The following is a 17,437-nucleotide window of genomic DNA, read 5'->3' on the forward strand; positions in this document are numbered from 1 at the left end:
ATGGAATACAATTTGCTGGGGAATACGGGAGTGCTGGTATCGGAAATCGGTCTCGGAACGATGACGTTCGGCGGAGGAGACAAATGGGGCATCTTCGGGTCTCTGGATGAAAAAGAAGCAGGCATTCTTGTCGATCAAGCGATGGATGCGGGAGTGAATTTTTTCGATACCGCCAATGTATATGCCGATGGGAGGTCTGAGGAAATTCTCGGGAAATCGCTGAAAGGCAAAAGACACCAAGCCGTCATCGCAACCAAAGTGAGAGGACGAATGGGCCCCGGCCCGAACGAGCTCGGCTTGTCGGCGGCTTCATATCATTCGTCAAGTCGAAGATAGCCTCAAGCGGCTCGGTACGGATTATATCGATCTGTATCAAATCCACAATCCGGATCAGCTGACGGACTGGGAAGAGACGCTCCGGGCGCTCGACGACCTCGTTCGCAGCGGGAAAGTGCGCTACATCGGCAGCTCCAACATGACCGGCTGGAGCATCATGAAAACACGCGGACTGTCGCAGCTTCACGGCCTTCATGCATTCAAAAGCAGCCAGTCGTACTACTCGCTGGCGGCTCGCGAAATTGAAAGGGAGATCATCCCCGTCCTGCAAGACCAGAAAATGGGCCTGATCGTTTGGAGTCCGTTGGCCGGGGGGTTTTTATCGGGCAAATACTCCCGGAATGATCAGGGGACAAACGGAGACCGCCATGCCAAGCTGTCGTTTCCTCCCGTCGACAAGGAAAAGACGTTCGCCATCCTCGACGTGCTTCGCGACATTGCGGAAGCGCGCGAAACGACGGTGGCCCAAATCGCCCTAGCTTGGGTACTGAACCAGCCTGCCGTCACCAGCGTGATCGTCGGGGCAAAGCGTCCCGAGCAGTTGGCGGATAACCTGGCGGCGAGCGGCATCCTATTGAATCGTGACGAATTGGCGAGGCTGGACGAGGTCAGCCGCTTGCCGATCGAATACCCGGCGTGGCCTTTCTTGGCGCAAGACGACTCGATCGTCAGAAAACAACCTTAATCCTCCATCGCGCGAGTCGGGTATGATAACCCAGCTCGTTTGACGAGTCAACAACGCCGGGGGCCGGGGGAGCTTCCCCGCCCCCGGACTCGTTTGCGCCAACATTCCGCCAGAACTTTTTCACGCTCCTTTAACGGTCGCCAGCGGCTTGCATTTGGCCACGACCCGGGCCAGTCCCGCCCCGACGACGCTTTCGATAATGTGATCGACATCTTTGTAAGCTTGCGGCGATTCGTCGACGATCGACTCCAGCGATCGCTGGTTGACGACGATTTCCGAATCGGTTCCGACCCGCAGCGACGCTTTGAATTCATCCACCGTGACGAGACGCTTGGTGGCGCTGCGCGAACGGATGCGGCCCGCTCCGTGGCAAATCGAGTAATAGTTCGGTTTGCCCCCCTCGGCCCCGACCATCAAGTATGAGGAAGTCCCCATCGAGCCGGGGATGAGCGCCGGATGGCCCGTTTCCCGGTACGGCTCCGGATTGTCGGGATGATGGGCCGGAAGCGCCCGGGTCGCGCCTTTTCGATGGACGAAGTACGCGTTGCCGTCATGCTCTTCCTCCCAGGCGTAATTGTGCATCAGATCGTACAGCGTCCGCAGCTCGGCTTTCGGCCCGAATACGTCGCGGAACGCTTCCCGGACGGCGTAAGCGATCAGATGCCGGTTTGCGACGGCGTAATTGAGCGCCGAGTACAGCAAATGCGTATACGCTTGCCCGGCTTCCGAGTCGAGCGGAGCGAAGACGAGCTTCGGGTCGGCCGTGCCGAGACCGCGGGCTCGCATTGTTTTCGCCAGCTCGGAGGAGCAATGCTGGTTGACCGCTCCGCCCCACGCCCGCGAACCGGAATGAATCATCACGACGACTTGGCCGTCGTACAGTCCCCATGCTTCGGCGACGCCGCGGCTCGCTTCGTCGATCCGGATCTCCTGAATTTCGGCGAAATGGTTGCCGCCTCCGAGCGTTCCGAGCTGACGATGCGAGCGATGCCATACCGTGTCCGCGAACCGGTCCAGATGCTCCTCGTCGAAGCCGAATTTGGCGCATTCGACATGCGTCAGCGACGTCGCCTTGCGCGGGGAATAGCTGTCCGGCACATACTTTTTCGGCAGTCCGTGCAGTCCTTTACGGATCACATGCTCGAGCCGGATGTCGGAGAAATGGCCGCGCGCGTGCTCCTCCATCGGAAGGTAGGCTTCGATCGCCTTCACCAGCCTGCGGCGAACCCGGACGTCGCGAAGCTCCTCCCCGCCCAAATTCGTTGCGTGCACGCGCATTCCGCAGCCGATATCGCTGCCGACGATCGACGGCGAGACGTAACCGTCCCGCGCGTTCCATACCGCCGTCGTGCCGATGCACGTACCGACCCCGACGTGAACGTCCGGCGTATAGCTCATATAGACGTTCCCCGGTATTTGTAAATTGTTGTTGGCCATATCGAACACTTTATAGTCCAAAGCGCCGAATAGCGCGTCCGAAGCATAAACGTGCAGAGACCCTGCCGGCAATTGGACCTGCCGGTAATACGACGGGTTGGCATTAGCCGTAGTTGTAAACATGATTCCGATAAACCTCTCTTCTACTTTAAAAAAAATGAAAACGCAAAAAACCATGGACACCGTACGTCCATGGCAGTCAACTCGCTCGGTCGGCCCTGATGCGCGAAGCGCAAACACGACCCGTTATGCGACGATACACCCGGACAGGCCGACGAACGACGACGAACGGCAATAAGCGGCTTTGGAAACGGAATTCAAACGAATGCGGGACAACGGGCGAATAGCGCGAATCATCTTCATCGACCTCCTTCCAAAATATAGTTTTCATCATAACGGGGTACGCCGCTTGCTGTCAATACGTTTGACGGGAAAAAATCAATATAAGGAATAATCGGTTTGAACGAAATTCCATTAATCCGTCAACTGCCGATGAAGCCGTTCCCACAGTTCATCCTCCGTGATCATATCCGCCCAGTACGCTTTCAGCTCTTTAATCAATACCGAGATCATCGTGACCGGGATATTCAAATCCCGGTGGCTGCGAAAAGAAAACATCATTTCCCGATATAGCGAATGCCGGCTCGGCAGTTTGAGCGCTCCGTCTCCGGCGGCATCCTCCAAGCCTTGAAGCGCCGGAACGCCGACCGTACGCTGCCTGATCGATTGTTGGGCATCCGGCGAAGACAAATAGGCGACCAGCAGTCGCGCTTCTTCCGGATGCTCCGATCTTCCGTCAACCGCTGCGGCTATAGCGATCGCCATCGTCCGGGGTTCGTGGATGAACGGAATCGGCGACACATCGTAATCGAGGCTTGTGTTCCTCCATTCGTTCAAACCGAGATAGCTGGTAAGGATCATCGAAAGCTTGCCGTCCCAAAACATTTGATTGATTTCTTGATTGCTGTCCGACCAATAGAAGGGAAACACGTTCCGGTTACGGATGATCTCCTTGCACAGACGAATGCCCTCCATCAACGGCGTCCCGCGAAAGTCGGCGATCCGTCCGTTCGTCCAGCGAAAGGCTTCGCCGCTCTGAAGCAAAAAAATAGGCCACCGATTAAGCGACGGAAGATGAAAGCTAAATCCGAAATGGCCAAACGCCGTCAACCGTTCGGCGTGATCGATCAGGTCGCTCCATCTCCAGCTTCCGTTAGGCTCCGGCAAGCCGCATTCGCGAAAATGCCTCTTGTTATAGCAGAGGACGACAGGACCGAACACGACCGGCTGCGCGGCAAGATGGCCCCCATAGATAAAGCGTTCCGTCAAAAAAGGGAGGGTCTCCGGCTTTCCCCGCAGCGGCTCCAGGATCCCGGCCCTTCCCCGTTCAACCATCGTTTGAAACTGATACTCGTTTAGCAGAAGGACGTCGCTTGGAACATCCGCAAAGCCGGGATTTCCTTCGATCTTTCGGATTTTAACGGCAATTGAAGGATGTCGGTTTTGAAATTCCGTCAGCAACGGTTCCAAATGGACGTCGCGAACCGAGTTCGGGTTGCAGGTTAAGATCAGCGTAACGGGCGGTTTTCTATATTTCACCCGGTTGCCGACTCTGGGAATTTTCTCGATCCAGCCTTCTTCGACCAAAGTTTCAAGGCCTTTGCGTACCGAATTGTTGCTCAGACCGAATCTTGCTGCCAATACTTTCTCGGAAGGTAAATAGTGACCAGCCTCGTAACGCTTGGCGGATATGTCATCCTTCAGCATTTGTATCATCTGATCCATTTGTTTTCTGAATGCGTCGGCCGTTTTTTTCATGTTCCGTGCTCTCTCCCGCCACGTTATGATATAACCCTCATTATATCATGTTCCGCTATCAAGCATACCTCCTCATCTCATTGTGGTTCACAAAAAAGATTGCCGCAAGCTTGAATTTTTCAACCAGAACCAGTTAACCAGCAGTAAATTTGCCACTTTGTTTCCGTTATTTTCCGAAATACCCTCTCTAGTTGAAATTATAAAGCGGATTCTATTTACAATTTGAACCAGAGTGCTGTATGATTGGGGATGAAGAGAAACGGAAAGGAGGACTTTGGCAAATTCGGCAACAACATCATACCTTCATTGGAGGAGATCTCATGAGCCTGAATGCCGCGGGATATCAACTCACGCTCCGGGCAATGATCGCTTTCCTGATCATCTGTCTCATCGCCATTATGAATTTCAACATTTCCGCTTCCGCTGCGGAAATCCGATTCGAGAACAATAGTTTTGAGCAAGGGCTCTCCGGTTGGACGCTGACCGTCGACAAGGATAACGGCAACGACACCGACGAACGTGGCAGCGGCGCCCGGACAACGAACGAACAGGCTACCGCCGGTCAATATAGCGTCCGGATGGACGACAACAAGAAATCCCGTGCGTTTTCTTTGGAAAGCGGGAGGCTTGGGGTCGAGGCCGGTGCGACCTACGTGTCATTTGCCGACGTTAGAGTCAAGGGAGGAGCAGCTGAATTGCATATCCGGTTTTATGATGCCAACGGCCGGCTTCTGAAGGAGGCCTCCGCTTCAGCGGAATCGTCGGATCGTTGGAGGACGATTCAAGCGAGTGCGGCCGCGCCCGAAGGAGCCGCTTCCGCTTCCGTGGCGCTCTATTCCGGCAAAAACAACGAAGGAACCGCTTACTGGGACCATATTCGTATTACGAAAGACTTCACCAATCTCGGCGCCCAGGTCGGAACCTCGGCCCCTCTCGGATCGACCTTCGGAATCGGCGAGAACCAGAATCAAATATTTTCCGTCATTACGGGGAACGCAACGGATTTGCCCATGATGCAAATCATCGACGCGGATACTGAAAGCGCAATCAAAGCAATGCCGCTGCCCGCTTCGGCTTCAAACCCGACCGGAGCCTGGGGAGCCGCGACCGCGACCGACGGCGCCGTCTATTTCGGAGCTTACCAGAACGGTAGAATGTACAAGTATATACCGGGAGAAGAGGCTTTGACCGATCTTGGCCAGCCGATTCCGAGACAGGAATTCGTATGGGATCTTGCCGCCGGCAAGAACGGTAAAATATACGGAGGAACGTATCGAAACGCCGGTTTTTTTGAATACGATCCGGGACGCGGATTTACCCAAATCGGCGGCTTGCCCGTTTACGAAGCGCCGGGAGACAATATTCAATATGTTCGCGCGCTGGCACACGATGCGGAGCGCAACGTCTCCTACCTGGGGGTCGGCTCCAACGCCTCTGTCATTCGGTACGATCATGCCTCCGGAACGATGACGGATATTTTGCCCGCAAAATACAAGTCGACGGCATTGGCCGGAGCCGTCGAATTCGAAGGCGATCGCGTTTTCGTTTCCATTGGGGGATCTATTGTCGTCCTGCATGTTGCCGTGAATCCGGACGGGTCGGTTACCGCCACTGAAGAAGCGGCAACCTCCGGCACAACGCCGCGCGTGTCACCGGAGCGCGACGGCGGCGTCTATTTGATCAAAAGCGGCAAGCTGGCTCATTATGACATTGCGTCCAAAACATTTTCGCTGCTTCCTCACACCGTTTCCGGCCGAGTCCAACGCTTTGGCTGGATCACGCTGAAGGATCAGACCCAATATCCGGGCGAAACGCTTGTCGCGGTTGCTTCCACCAATAACGAAACGTATCTGATGAAATACAACCCGCAAAACGGCGCATTCCGCATGGCCAGAGTCGAAGGAACCCCGCGCATTCCGGGCGCTATTAACAGCATCGGCACGGGGCCGGACGGAAACATTTATACGAGCGCCTTTCAATACGGCGGTTTGGGTATGTATCGCCCGTTCGAAGGGGATTCCAACGACCAACAGCCCGATTACGTCTATGCGCCCATCAATCAGATCGACGCCATGGCGTCATTCAACGGCAAGCTGTATCTCGGCGTCTATCCCGGAGCCACCTTGTTCGAGTATGACCCGAATCAGCCTTGGAACCCCGGCGTCAATCCGAAAACCCGCATAAGCACGGCCGGCTTCCGTCAGGATCGCCCCAAAGCGATTGCCTACGGGGACAATCGGGTATTCATGGGCACGACAGGGATTACCAACGAACGAAGGGGAGCCTTGTCCGTTCATGATTTCGAGACGGGAACCACGACCGTCCATCAGGATATCGTAGCCGATCAGAGCGTTATTGCGCTCGTTTACCACAACGGCCTTCTTTACGGGGGATCGTCCATTCGCGGAGGGTACACGAGCATACCGACCCAAACCGAGGCAAAGCTGTTCGTCTACGATCCGGAAACGAAGACGAAGGTCGCGGAGCTTAGCCTGCCGACAAAAAACAACGGCAACAAACCGACCTCGATCACGGAATTGATCGTTATCGATAATAAAATTTGGGGCTTCGCCGAAGGTTATTTGTTCATCTTCAATCCTGCCGATCGGACGTTCGAATACTTCGAGGAAAAGTTCCCGGACGTGCAATACGCCGGAGGGACGTATCGGGATGCCGACCTCGTAACGGTTGAGAAGGATCCGAACTCCGTCTATGGCACCATCGGCAGCAAATATTTATTCAAAATAAACAAGAGCGATCAAGCGGTTACGATCCTCAGATCGGACGGCGCCGACATGCTGACGGCCGACCCTCTCGGCAACCTGTATTACAAACATAACGACCGGGAGCTTTGGCGATATTCGTTTTAAAAAAACCTTGGCGGTAGTTGGAAGATGAACAAAGGTCGCCCCGCCGGCGACCTTTTTTCGCGTATTGAAACTAGCGAAACTGGCTTACGTCGAATGCAATCCGCCCGGCATCGCCAATCTACCGAGCCAGCTTCCCTTGAAGTTACAGCGTTTTCCGTACGTATTCCATGATGTACCTTTCTTGAAAGCCAAGGCTGTCATACAAATTTCTGGCATAATTCCCGACGACGCACCAAAGGTCGACGTTTGCATGGCCGCGCCGATAAATCTCGTTGCATATATACATCGCAAACTTTCTTCCGATCCCCAGCCCCTGAACGTCGGTACGGACGGAAATACTGCTGAGTTCGTTGCCGGAAATGTGGCTATAGGCGACGACTTCCCCATTCCTTTCATAGACGAACCGGTCTTCCGCATCGTCCTTCCATGCTCTTCGTTCTTTTTCGCTGGGCCGGGCAATTACGGAATCGGGAAAGCTCCCGACACGGACGCGCATTTCATGAAAAGCCGTGGCATACAACGACTGAGCGGCCAAATAGTCTTCGTCCGCATACGGCCTCGCCGGAAGCTCCTCCATAGGGAAGGGATCGCCGGTTCGCCGCATGAGAGCCGATGAAAAATAGGTATCATATCCGAGCTTGCGCGCAAACGCAAAAGACGATGGACGACCGGCACGAAAGGAGCTTCTGACTTTCTGGGTTCCGCCCGCCCGCAATTCGGCTTCCGCACGCTTTACCAGTGCGGATCCGATTCCTTGCCTGCGAAACGGCGGAGCGACAAACACCGTTAAATAGGATTGGGTTGCAGGCTCGTTCACTTGGGCCAGCGCAACAAGCCGATCTTCAATAAACCCGGCCATAAACAATTCCGGTTCTTTCGCAAGCACCCGAAGAATGGTTTCACCCGCTTCGACGTCATGGCTAATTAATTCGCATGCGGTATTATAATCTTGTTCACTGAAGCGTTCGTATCGGATATTTGCGATGTTCATCGGCCTTCGATCCCTCCGTTTTCATTGAGACCTTCTTTCTGTCAGTTGCGCGCCGGTTAGAGCTCTATCAGCTATCCGCACAATTCCTCCATTTTCCATAAGCATTATACCATTCTTATCGGGAGAAGCAGTCGGATTAGAACATGTATAAACTAAACTATCCTGCTCGATCGTCAGCCTTGTACTTTTCTCTCCATATGTATTTCACGAAGTAACAAAAATAAAGGAAGGCCTAATGAAACACCTGCCGCAAGCGTACCGACAATCGGCAGCCATAGAAGCCTCATACCGCTTCTTTTGCCTTCAAAGAGAATGAACCCGATAAGTACAATTGCCGATACTAAAACATCCATCCACGCAAAAGATCCAATACGCGTTTGCGCTATTTCTTCTATGAATCGGGACGAATCAAGACCGTTCGCGATGATCCAAGGAAGAAACTGCGAATAGGGCAGCGCAACTCCCAAAACGGCCAGCACTCCATAGAAGTATTTCAATATAAACCCTCCCCGAAAATGCCATGGACTATCCCTTATTATTAATGGAGCCTGCACATAAGCGATTCGGCCTCGTCCCAGAGCCGCGGCAGAAACTGCAGCACGTCCTCGGCACGACGCGCAAGGGTGTCGGACGAGGGGATGCCGAGGTCTTTAACGAATTCCTCAAAAGCCGGAGCCAGCTCGACTTGTAATTTTGGGGCATCGGCGGAAAGTATTTTGTGGCACCGGGCGAAGGTCGCCCCGATCCAGAATACCGCTTCGCGGTGATATCCGTCGCGGATAAGGTTGCGGCTGCCGTCAATCGCAATCGGTCGTGAAGCGACGGTGATGTCGCTGCTGAAGAGGAAAGGGGTTTTGGCGTGCGCCGCGGCGGCGTCGAAGGTACGGGCAAGTGCGCTCAAATGATGGCTGGCGCGCTGCGGAGTCCAATGCTCGCAGCCCAGCAGCCTCAACAATTCCGGATAGATGTCGGTTCGACCGAACTCCCGAAGAACGTTGTACACAGCCAGGTAGCGAAGCCGCACGGTAGGGTTGCGAAGAGCTGCGACGAGCAGGACGTGTGTGGTGACTCCGGTCATGAATAACCATGCCATGAACTGGTCATGCCATGGTGCTGTCGGATCGATGTTCCTTAGCCCATGCTCTATTTTCTGCCTGACGTTTTCGCAGCGGCGCCGCACCCAATCCCTCTCGGCAAAATGGCGCGACACCTTCTGCTGCACGACGCGCAGCTGTCCGGTAGGATCGGCAATGATGGTATCCACGCGGAAGCTGCCGGCCAGGTGATACGATGCCAGAACCTCCTCGGGAGAGGCGATCTGGTTCCACGATAAGAAGGTTATTTCGATCAGCGCACCGCGGTAAATGAACTTCCCCGGTTTCAGAGGCGGATTTGCTTCAGAGGTAACAACGACAACGTCCATGTCGGAGCCCACCGACATCATTGCATCATCCGGCTGACCAACCGTCGAGCCGCTGAAATACGCCCCCATGAACCATGGTTCCTGGCCGGTATACTGCATGACCCACTCCGTTGCTGCCGCTCGAGCCACGCCTATGTTCATGGATGATCCCTCCGATCTATATTCAGGCAACTACTTGATCTACCCATCCTCCTTCAAGCCGGCTCATCCTCCACCACCGCAACGGCTCGAACCGGGGAGCCGTCGCCGCTGACGATGCGCAGCGGAAATCCGTAAAACATAAAGTCGGTTCCGTCGGGAAGACGATCCAAACCTTGCAGCCCCGTATACGTCACAATTCCGATCCCCAACAACGCCCGCTCCAGTTGTTCAGACAGTTCGCCGCCAACGAACGGTGGTCGCAGCACAGCGAGTCGGTCCAAGATTTCCAACCCGACGGATTCGGCGAAAAACAGGCCCCGGCCTGCCGGCCAAGCCGGGTCTTCGAGCCGTACTACGCGCGACGCTCCGAAAAATCGCTCCAATGGCAGCTCATCCAAGGTCGCGGCTCCGGGGTGCATGTGCGAAGGCGCGTCCACGTGAGTTCCCGTATGGCTGCCCATCGAAAGCTGCCGCAGTTCCCATGTATGACACTCGTATGTATGCGCCACCTTGACCTTTACCTCCGGATCGCCGGGATAAACGGGCATGCCGTCCGCAATCGGCAACGACAAATCGATCACTCTCACTCAGGCGCCTCCTTTCCTGCAAGCTATTATCCAAATTACATTCTGCTTGACTTGAACGATCGTACTCCGGCGCTCTAGCAATCCTTAAGCGGAATGGAAAATTCAACATAAAAAGGATGAAGCTCTTCGTTCAAGCAAAGCTCGATTCTTTGCTTGAAATTTCCCCAACTTACCATCTCTAATGCTGTTTCGATTGGAAAAAATCCTGCTTCTAACGACTCCGGAGTCGTTGTTAATTCTCCCCCGACCGGTCTGCCCAAAAATAAAGTGTTACAAATACTACTGCTTACATTTTGAAAAACACCGCAAAACTTTGTCACTTCTATATCTATACCGCTCTCTTCCTTGGTTTCCCTTATCGCTGCATCCTTCAACGATTCACCTTCTTCAACCTGCCCTCCCGGCATTTCCCATCCTCGCCTGGGCCCTTTTATCAACAATATTTCGTTACGCTCGTTAACAACAATTGCTGCTGCGGAAAGTATATGTTTTGGCGCCATTCCTTCGTCCTCCCCTCCTAAATTGACAAAATTATACTGATACGGAGCCACAAGATTACACTTCAAACCGATTGTACCAATCCTGACAAACAGTTATTTTACGACCATCAGGATCGTATACGTCAAAATATCGTCCACATCCTGGATTATCGTATCTATCACCCACTGGTACATTTTCTTCTTTTAATTTCCGATAAAATCCTTCAATGTCTTTCGTACCAATTTCAAACCAATGCATCGATATGTCATTTGGCTTATCTTCAACATTTTCTATTTGGTGCAGCCAAATTTTGGTGCTTTTGGTTATGCGTACTTCCCTCGAACCTGTCTTCTCGAATCCCAACCGATCGACATAAAATTCAAATGACTTCTCAAGATTATTGACTGCAAAATTGATAATATGCATTCCAACCGCTCGTTCCTTATTGATTGGTATTGAGTCTAACATTGATAATCCATCCTCCCCGGACGCTTCATTAAAAAAACTCGAATTACTTTTAAGGCTTCTTCATCATCTTAAGTAATAATCGTTTCTTCAGAAATACTCTGGGTGTTTCATATTTCTGCACGTTTTATCACTTCTTCAATGGGATGTAGATCTCCACTATGGAGTCGTCCGATACTGGATTAAACCTTTCATCATATCTTTCAAAATTCGGTTGGAGCATATCAAGTTGAGACGCGTACTGTTTAAGGATTAAATCCCAAGTTTGTTTTAAATATTTGATTTTCCCTTTATGCATGAATATTGCATAATCATTCGCCGGAACAACCATACCGTCCATTCCTTCAGGAAGATTGCCCACAGATGCAACTTCCATACAGGCCGTATATCGTCGATTAACGAGTAGACCATATCCGATCTTTGGGTTAATCATATAAGGAATTTCATTCATTCTTGCATATAGTTGATCCCACGTATCTTTCATCCCAGTAGGTGATAAATCATTGCTAATGCCAATTACCATAAAGCTTTGTATGTGCTCTATCTTCATTGATTGCAAAACTATCCCTCCCTCTATGGTTATCGTCAGCTTTCTTTTGGATTGATACAATCAAAATGGCGTACGTATCACTTCCCGAAATAATGATGCCACTGACTAGGGAAAACTAACGAAACTTGATACGTTTTTTTGCAACGGTGTCACTAAACGAAGATTAGAGCTGCGCGACATCTTAACAGGTTGGTAGTGCGGCAGGATAAGGAATGTCCTTCCAGCATCGGGACAATTTGTTGCGGGTGAACCGCAGCTCTCCGCTCTCGTTTTCCCAAAAAACAAGGGCAAGAATACCGGTCGTTTTTCCCGATTTTTCTTACCCTTCACTAATTGAGGTGTTCATGACCGTAATAAAGTAAAGTTGCTAATCCGTGCCGACAGCCACGTCTTTCAAGCTTTAATTACTCCCGCCAAAAACGATAATATAACCGTCTAAGTCTTTGACCGCAAACTCTTTCCATCTTGTATTACCCATATCTTCTGTTTGCGGAGTATAAGCAATAACGGCCCCTTTTGCTACAAACTCCTCGTACAGGGACTGTACACCATCGAAATCAGTATAAGCGTAAGTATCCCAACTTGTTGGCGGGCCTGACCAATCATGAGGAAAACGGTCCTTTGCCGGCTTGGCATTAGGTCGCACATCTTCCGGCTTTTCCGCTTGTTGCAGCAAAAAACCTACGCCATCACGTTCAGCATGGCCCCAGCCATCAACCGTAAAGCCCAATACTTGCTTATAGTATTGTTTGGCTCTGGTAAGGTCGGAGACAAGTCTCACCTGTAAAGCATGGCCAATCCGTGCTTTTTCTCCTGCGAATGCATCTTCCACTGTTATGCTTCTCCCTTCTATTTTTTTTGACTTACGAGTATCCGATGCCAAAAGATACCGCAAATCTGACAAGGTTGTTGAATTTAGTCCGAATGCACGTAAACCACGTTCCCATCCGGATCATACCATTCAAACCATTTCCCGCTAAGGCGACTTTGCGGTCTTCCGCAACCGCAATCACCTGAGCCCTCTCACGTCGCTGCTAAACGGCGCAGGCGCCGTGACTGCGAGAACGCTACTCCTGCGCCTACTTGGTTGGTTGCGTCGGGTCAGACGATCACGCGATAGTGAAGATGAACAACGCCGCTTCGGAAGCGGCGCTCGCCGAGCAACTCGAGCCGCATGAGGACGTTATCCGGCAATGCTCGCTTACCTCCACCCAAGACAATCGGATTAAGAAGCAGATGACACTCGTCGATCAGTCCCGCGCTCATCGCCTGCCCAGCAAGCTCGAGGCCGCCAATCGTAATGTCGGCTCCTGAGGACTCCTTCAGCCTCCGGATCGCATCAGGATCGAATTCGCGCTCGATCCTCGTCCTGGCGCTTGACACTGCCTGAAGCGTCCGGGAATATACGATCTTCTCAGCCGCTCGCCAGATCTGCCCGAATTCCCGCCTTACCTCCGGTTGATCGCCGCTGGCGCTCGCCGTCTCCCAGTACACCATCGTCTCGTATAATCGACGTCCGTAAAGGTAGGTGCCAATCGTCCGCTGGAAGTCAGTCCAGAACGCATACGTCTCGTCATCGGAGATCGACCAATCGATATTGCCGCGCTCGTCCTCCATGTACCCGTCCAAAGATACATTAGCAGCGTAGATCAGTTTAGCCATTTCAATACCGCCCTCCAAATGGATTTTATCTTCCGCCATTCATTCGATCGACGAATACATTCCGTTAGCAAAAGGGCATCCGCGAAAAATGAATGTTCGGTCGCATACTGCTCATGCTCGTCGTTTAAAAATGCAGCCGCCGATTCGTGCGGCGGGCCGATTTCAAAATAACTGTATTTTAAGCGCAGTTTCCAATGTTTCATCCGATTAGACTAAAGCCGCGAAAGCTTGGCAATAGAATTGGCGGCTGAGGCAACAGAGTCAGCCGTCAATTTGTCGTCAAGCACAACAATCGCAGGCGACGGATACAAACTCTCATATTCGGCATGGAGTACAAGCGCGACTTGATTCGGCAGACTAACTTGGGCACGCAAAATATGATGCCATGGTACAGTGTAGCCACCGGTTTTATCCACATTAACGGCTTCGATACCTTCAACTTTTATTGGCGAAGTTCCGTCGTAATACGCGATTTTGCTTGTTGCAGGCGAGGGAACCGGTCTTTCTTTCTTGGTGGAAGGGGTCTTCTTGGGACGAATCAGCAGCTCCCGCAAAACGATACAGATCGCCGGAAGAAGGAAGGCTAGAACGGCCAACCACTGGCTTGAGGTCAACAGCAACGTTCCTAAACAAAGTGCGGCCGATAGGATGGCAAGCAGCCACAAATATAACCCTTCCAGCCGTTTCGAAGAACGTTTTTTTGCGGAAGGCGAATGAGCAATTCGTGTTTCTTCTATCCCCGGCGCAACCGTTGGTTCTTCGTTATTCCGGTCTTCGCCGTTCCTTTCTCCCTTTGGTAAATGCTCGCCTCCCAATAAATACGAATTCATTTTTTCGTTCCGGCGCTCAAACCATAATTCGTCCGGACGCCACCAAAAATGAAGGCAATCCTCAATCTGCTCCAAGTACTGAAGCGGGTCCGTATAAAAGTTAAAAAACTGGGCCAGTTCCAAATGAACAACGGGAGCTTGATGCGATTGCACATGTGTAAATAACGTTTCCAACCATTCCGACATATACGGACCGAGTCCCGGGAAACGCGCCAAAGCAACAGGCAAGCTCTGTCGCAATTGCGCCGCAGCCTCTCCCCATGGAATGTGCCAATTTAATGCCTCCGCGAATGCCTCCCATTCGGGTGAATCCTCAAGCTCCTCGTTTTCCAGACTGGGTTTAACCGCATTCCAAGTCGATGTAAGCCGCTCGCGATAACGCTGATATTGCTCCTGACTGACGAAGCTGAACCACAAAAGCGCGAGAAAATTGTTCGTCTCGAAGGCAACATCCCCATACTGTCCATCTGCCGCCCCCTCAGTCACACTCAAAAACGTCCGATTTCCCATAATTTCCGACACATCCTCTTTTTACTATAACACCGAATTTACCGGGCTGGAATCGTTGCATGAGATACTCGATTAAGGATTGCATCGGACATGACGTCTCGCCTCCGGTTCTTTATGGTAAATTCACCCATAGACAGAATAACGAATGTATGTTCGCTTGTAAAGATGCTCTTTTTAGTACGCGCCAAAAAATCCCCGTCCGGCCGGCAGACGGGGATTTACACAAAGAAAGCGCGCATTTGCAATGTTAGGTCATCCGTTGTTGCGGATGAGTCCTATTCATGTTCGCTTTCATGAAACCGACGGATTCTCTTCACCTTTTTAGGCGCCCTCCTGCCGAGTCTTAATTGACGCGCGATCGTTAAACCGATGAGATAAGCCGGAGCCGACGTATTGCCGTCAACCGTAAAGGGGATGATCGAATCATCCGCAACGACCAAGTCCTTGACGCCGTGTACGTGTCCCCGCCGATCGACAACGCCGCCCCGGCCAAGCGGAGCCATGCGAAGCGAGCCTTGCTGATGGTGATTGTGGCCGAAGTTTTCCTTAATGAACGCCTCGAGCTCGGAGTCGCTATCGATGATTTCCGGCGAAGGCGAGAGGAGACGATACGCCGGATCAATGGATCGGAAATGTTCCGCAATTGATTTGATATAGATCCGGTATATGTTCTTTATCGCTTCCAGATCGCGCGGATCGGATAAAAATCCTTCGTCGGCCAGCACGATTTGAAGCGGATCGTTGCTCTGAATCGTGATCGAGCCCCGGCTCTTTGGCCGTAAGTAAATAATCGCGATCGACAACGTGTCGCCCGACGGGATGCCGATCAGTTGGACCCCCCTGCGGTCCGGGTTCGCTTCGGAGGTCGGATCGGGCAGGAAAGCGCCGCCCGCAAATAAGGCTTTCGGGTCGGTATTCGCCGGGAGATCGTTCAAGTTGACGCTAAATACGGCGGAATTAAGCGTATGGTTACGGAGATGCTTCCCCACGTTCGGATTGTCGAAGATCACCGGTATGCCTGCTCTCCGAAGAAGCGAAGAAGGTCCTATGCCGGAAAGCATCAAAAGCTGAGCGCTATTGATTCCCGCGGATATTATCACTTTTTTGCGGCAGTAGGCACGGACGCATTTCCCTTCCTTTAGAAACTCTACGCCGACAGCCCGTCTGTTCGAAAACAGGACGCGAAGCGCCGTCGATTTAAACAATACGCGCAGCTTTCGGCCGTCAACGCCGCGTCCGGCTGCATTCATAATATCGGCCGAAAGAAAGGCCGTAGACGAGCTTTCCCGACGACCGTTCGGTTTTTGGTATAGCTGCCAACGGGTAAACGGACCGAGGGGCGTATCCGGATCGTTATAGTCGACAATCTCCTGAAACCCCGTCGCCCGTTCTATGGCCGAAACCAGCTTCTCCGCTATAACGGATGAATTGACCGGCGCTTGTCTTATATCGATCCGGCCGTGAAATCCGCGAGCGCCGGGATTTTCGGTTATCCCGTTATAGTTCTCCAGCTGCTTGAACCGATTGATCGCCCGCTTCGGCGACCACAGGGGCCCGAGCAATGTTTCCCATTCCCGGAATACGGCCGAAGTCGGTCTTACATACTGCTGGGTGTTGATGGAAGAACCGCCGCCTAAAACCCGTCCCGTCGTCCATTCGAAGGTACGATCGTCAACTTCCTCCTGAGGTACGCCCTCGCCTTGCCAGAAATATTGCGGAAAAAAAAGCTCTTCAAGCTCAAGCGCGAAGGCGGAGTCCTTAATCGGAGCGTCGTTATTTTTATTTTCTCCCGCTTCCAATACAAGGACCGATGTTTTGAAATCGTCCGACAGCGTTTTGGCCATGACGGCTCCGGCCGGACCGGTTCCGATCACAATGTAATCGAATATCCATTTCGTTTTCCTCTGCACGCGACTCATTCCGTTGATCTCCTTGGTTGTTTATGTCTGTCTTGGGCTAATGCAGTGTATTGCTTTCGGAGATCTGTTGTGTCAGCTTTTCATAAAAAAAGAGCGAGCTTCCCTTTCGGAAGTGGTCTTACCCCCGTCAAGTAGACAGTAAAAAAAGAGGTTAATTTATACGGCGATCGCCATTCGGTACTCAACCGGAGAGCGGTCGCCGAGTTTTTTCTGAAAGCGTTCATGGTTATAAAACTCTATATATTCTGCAATGAGACGACGTGCTGCATGCCCATCGTTCGGGCGCTTGAGGTACAGTTGCTCGGTCTTCAGATGAGAGAAGAACGACTCCATACATGCATTGTCAAAACAGTTGCCCCTTCTGGAGTGACTGCCCTGTAGTCCTTGAGCCGATAGTTGAGTCTCGTAAGCTTTGTGCGTGTATTGAAACCCCTGGTCGGAGTGTAGAACCGCATCCTTACGGGTACCGAGCTGCTTAACGGTGTCGAGCACAAGTTGCAAATCATTACGCTCTGAAAACTCCCAAGCGACAATCTCATTGTTATGCAGATCCATTACAGTCGACAAATAGTTAAAATCGTGGCCGATCCGTACATAGGTAATATCTGTGACCAGCTTGGTGAATGGAGCGTCTGCGTGAAAGTCTCTGTTCAGGACATTTGCAAACACGACAGAAGGTTTACGTCCGGCATTCGGACGCTTCTTGCGAATAACTGACCGGATTCCAAGCTCT

General features: G+C 52.1%; 18 protein-coding genes. 3 read left to right on the forward strand and 15 right to left on the reverse strand.

Features of this window, described 5'->3' with window-relative positions; genetic code table 11:
• Complete coding sequence (locus tag PV407_RS08190) at positions 1-336, forward strand: aldo/keto reductase (RefSeq protein WP_332089423.1); 336 nt, start codon at positions 1-3, stop codon at positions 334-336.
• Positions 317-1,021: an aldo/keto reductase gene (locus tag PV407_RS08195; protein ID WP_332089441.1), complete on the forward strand. Its 705-nt coding sequence runs from the start codon at positions 317-319 to the stop codon at positions 1,019-1,021. Before PV407_RS08190 ends, PV407_RS08195 begins: the two co-directional genes overlap by 20 nt.
• Before the next feature lie 120 nt (positions 1,022-1,141).
• Here PV407_RS08195 and PV407_RS08200 read toward each other — a convergent pair whose 3' ends face one another.
• From PV407_RS08200 to PV407_RS08210, 3 genes are all read right to left on the reverse strand, one after another.
• Positions 1,142-2,581 carry an RtcB family protein gene (locus PV407_RS08200; RefSeq protein ID WP_332089424.1) on the reverse strand — a complete coding sequence of 480 codons (1,440 nt, stop codon included), beginning with the start codon at positions 2,579-2,581 and terminating at the stop codon, positions 1,142-1,144.
• A gap of 351 nt (positions 2,582-2,932) precedes the next feature.
• Entirely contained in the window at positions 2,933-4,276 is a 1,344-nt protein-coding gene (locus PV407_RS08205) for an extracellular solute-binding protein (protein WP_332089425.1), read from the reverse strand.
• 215 nt (positions 4,277-4,491) lie between these two features.
• On the reverse strand, positions 4,492-4,842 hold the full coding sequence (locus PV407_RS08210; protein ID WP_332089426.1) for a hypothetical protein: 351 nt from the start codon (positions 4,840-4,842) through the stop codon (positions 4,492-4,494).
• 258 nt (positions 4,843-5,100) lie between these two features.
• Here PV407_RS08210 and PV407_RS08215 point away from each other — a divergent pair, with 258 nt between their 5' ends.
• Positions 5,101-7,146, forward strand: coding sequence for a hypothetical protein (locus PV407_RS08215; RefSeq protein WP_332089427.1), 2,046 nt, complete (start codon positions 5,101-5,103; stop codon positions 7,144-7,146).
• A gap of 142 nt (positions 7,147-7,288) precedes the next feature.
• On the opposite strand, the gene PV407_RS08220 is transcribed toward PV407_RS08215, so the two are convergent.
• The 12 genes from PV407_RS08220 to PV407_RS08275 form a co-directional block, all read right to left on the reverse strand.
• Positions 7,289-8,137 (reverse strand): GNAT family N-acetyltransferase, encoded by an 849-nt coding sequence (locus PV407_RS08220; protein ID WP_332089428.1) that lies wholly within the window; start codon positions 8,135-8,137, stop codon positions 7,289-7,291.
• A 173-nt stretch (positions 8,138-8,310) separates the two neighbouring features.
• The gene (locus PV407_RS08225; protein ID WP_332089429.1) at positions 8,311-8,634 is read right to left on the reverse strand and encodes a DUF2834 domain-containing protein; all 324 of its coding nucleotides are present in this window, start codon (positions 8,632-8,634) and stop codon (positions 8,311-8,313) included.
• A 41-nt stretch (positions 8,635-8,675) separates the two neighbouring features.
• Positions 8,676-9,701 carry a hypothetical protein gene (locus tag PV407_RS08230; protein WP_332089430.1) on the reverse strand — a complete coding sequence of 342 codons (1,026 nt, stop codon included), beginning with the start codon at positions 9,699-9,701 and terminating at the stop codon, positions 8,676-8,678.
• Between the two features lie 53 nt (positions 9,702-9,754).
• Positions 9,755-10,288 (reverse strand): cyclase family protein, encoded by a 534-nt coding sequence (locus tag PV407_RS08235; protein WP_332089431.1) that lies wholly within the window; start codon positions 10,286-10,288, stop codon positions 9,755-9,757.
• Between the two features lie 74 nt (positions 10,289-10,362).
• Positions 10,363-10,788, reverse strand: a complete 426-nt coding sequence (locus PV407_RS08240) for an NUDIX hydrolase (RefSeq protein ID WP_332089432.1) — start codon at positions 10,786-10,788, stop codon at positions 10,363-10,365.
• Between the two features lie 55 nt (positions 10,789-10,843).
• A complete protein-coding gene (locus tag PV407_RS08245) occupies positions 10,844-11,236 on the reverse strand; it encodes a VOC family protein (RefSeq protein ID WP_332089433.1) in 393 nt (130 codons plus the stop codon).
• A gap of 127 nt (positions 11,237-11,363) precedes the next feature.
• Positions 11,364-11,783: a GyrI-like domain-containing protein gene (locus PV407_RS08250; protein ID WP_332089442.1), complete on the reverse strand. Its 420-nt coding sequence runs from the start codon at positions 11,781-11,783 to the stop codon at positions 11,364-11,366.
• Between the two features lie 400 nt (positions 11,784-12,183).
• Entirely contained in the window at positions 12,184-12,615 is a 432-nt protein-coding gene (locus PV407_RS08255; protein WP_332089434.1) for a VOC family protein, read from the reverse strand.
• Positions 12,616-12,884: 269 nt separating this feature from the next.
• Positions 12,885-13,445 (reverse strand): dihydrofolate reductase family protein, encoded by a 561-nt coding sequence (locus PV407_RS08260; RefSeq protein ID WP_332089435.1) that lies wholly within the window; start codon positions 13,443-13,445, stop codon positions 12,885-12,887.
• A 212-nt stretch (positions 13,446-13,657) separates the two neighbouring features.
• Complete coding sequence (locus PV407_RS08265; protein ID WP_332089436.1) at positions 13,658-14,785, reverse strand: hypothetical protein; 1,128 nt, start codon at positions 14,783-14,785, stop codon at positions 13,658-13,660.
• Between the two features lie 275 nt (positions 14,786-15,060).
• Positions 15,061-16,704, reverse strand: a complete 1,644-nt coding sequence (locus PV407_RS08270) for a GMC family oxidoreductase (RefSeq protein WP_332089437.1) — start codon at positions 16,702-16,704, stop codon at positions 15,061-15,063.
• A 156-nt stretch (positions 16,705-16,860) separates the two neighbouring features.
• A partial coding sequence (locus PV407_RS08275) for an IS3 family transposase (RefSeq protein WP_332089438.1) occupies positions 16,861-17,437 on the reverse strand: 577 nt, incomplete at its 5' end.

Origin of the sequence: Paenibacillus sp. GYB003 (assembly GCF_036577625.1) — a bacterium.
Taxonomy (GTDB): Bacteria; Bacillota; Bacilli; order Paenibacillales; family NBRC-103111; genus Paenibacillus_AB.